The organism is Fimbriimonadaceae bacterium (assembly GCA_019638775.1).
GTDB lineage: Bacteria > Armatimonadota > Fimbriimonadia > Fimbriimonadales > Fimbriimonadaceae > JAHBTD01.
Window position 1 is genome coordinate 1 of sequence record JAHBTD010000111.1, and the last position, 1,194, is coordinate 1,194.

The window sequence follows — 1,194 nt, forward strand, 5'->3', positions numbered from 1 at the left end:
TGCTGTGATCGGCTTCCTGAACAGTGTACAATCAGGCGCCTTCGAATCGAACGGCAGGGCTCCGCGTGGGCGGATGGAACCATCTTTCAAGGGAGTGAGAGGACTCATGACGGTGCGAGATCAACTGATTGCCGCCTTCCATGCCACCCAATCGTTTCGATGGGATCCCGACAAGGGATTCAAACTGGCTTCTGGGTTGATGAGCCCATTTTATGTCGACTGTCGCACTCTGATGGCGTTTCCGCATGCGCGCCATGTGGTGGCCCAACGAGCCTGGGAGGTCATCAAGGACCGGGAGATCGACTGTCTCGGGGGGTTGGAAATCGGCGCGATTTCCATCGCCACGTCGATCTCCGACTTTGCCTATCTGGCTTCCCCGCGCCGGGAGTGGCGGACATTCTTCGTGCGCAAGCAGCCGAAGGACCACGGTCTTGGCCGATTGGTCGAAGGTGTCGTGCGGGCCGGGGACCGTGCGCTTGTCGTCGACGATGTGCTCACCAGCGGTGGGTCGGTCGTGAAGGCGATTGTGGCGGCCCGTGAGGCAGGACTCGAGGTGAAGGAGGCCCTCATCATTGTCGATCGAAAGGAACAGGACGGCCGAGCCCGTGTTGAGCAGTTAGGGGTACGGGTGGTGAGTCTGTTGACGGTTGATGAGTTGATGAGCGGTCGGCCGACCGCCCCCTGAGCTACTTGCAGTCGAATTGAATGCCCCACCGCCGCTCCTCGACGACATCGCTCGATCCTGCGAGCGGGCTGGCCTGGCGTAGCCGCCCCTTGGTTTCTCCCTCGCGGACGATCGTGTGCCCGCGGGGGCATTTCTGATCGATGAGGCGCATGGCGTCTTTGCGGAATGAGGACAACAGTGTGCCGTGCTGGGGCCGGTAGGGGTAGACGACGACGCCTCCCTGGTCTGAGTCTTTGACCAGAATGGCGCCGTCTCCGCAAGCAGCCAGGAGCAAGCCCAGCGCAGGCCCTATCAGACTTGACCAATTTTTCATCGGGCTCCTATCATATGACGTCCATCCTCGCCCCATCATGCTGTGAACAAAGGAGCGGTCGCCATGAGGTATATCATGTCTATCACGTGCGCAGTCGTTCTGAGTGGAGTGCTCGTCCAGGAACCGGTTCCGTCCCTTGCCTATCATTCTTACGTGTTGAGCGTGCAGCAGTTACGCGCCGGCCTAACCAAGGCGT

2 protein-coding genes are annotated in these 1,194 nt (G+C 60.2%); one reads left to right on the top strand and one right to left on the bottom strand.

The window, feature by feature from the left end:
* A partial coding sequence (gene pyrE, locus KF784_20305; GenBank protein MBX3121399.1) for an orotate phosphoribosyltransferase occupies window positions 1-685 on the top strand: 685 nt, incomplete at its 5' end.
* A 1-nt stretch (window position 686) separates the two neighbouring features.
* Here the strand turns inward: pyrE and KF784_20310 are convergent.
* The gene (locus tag KF784_20310; GenBank protein MBX3121400.1) at window positions 687-998 is read right to left on the bottom strand and encodes a hypothetical protein; all 312 of its coding nucleotides are present in this window, start codon (window positions 996-998) and stop codon (window positions 687-689) included.
* Between the last annotated feature and the right edge of the window lie 196 nt (window positions 999-1,194).

Bases quoted from the DNA above. Each gene is read 5' to 3' on its own strand.
- KF784_20310 (MBX3121400.1), bottom strand. From the start codon at position 998: ATGAAAAATTGGTCAAGTCTGATAGGGCCTGCGCTGGGCTTGCTCCTG.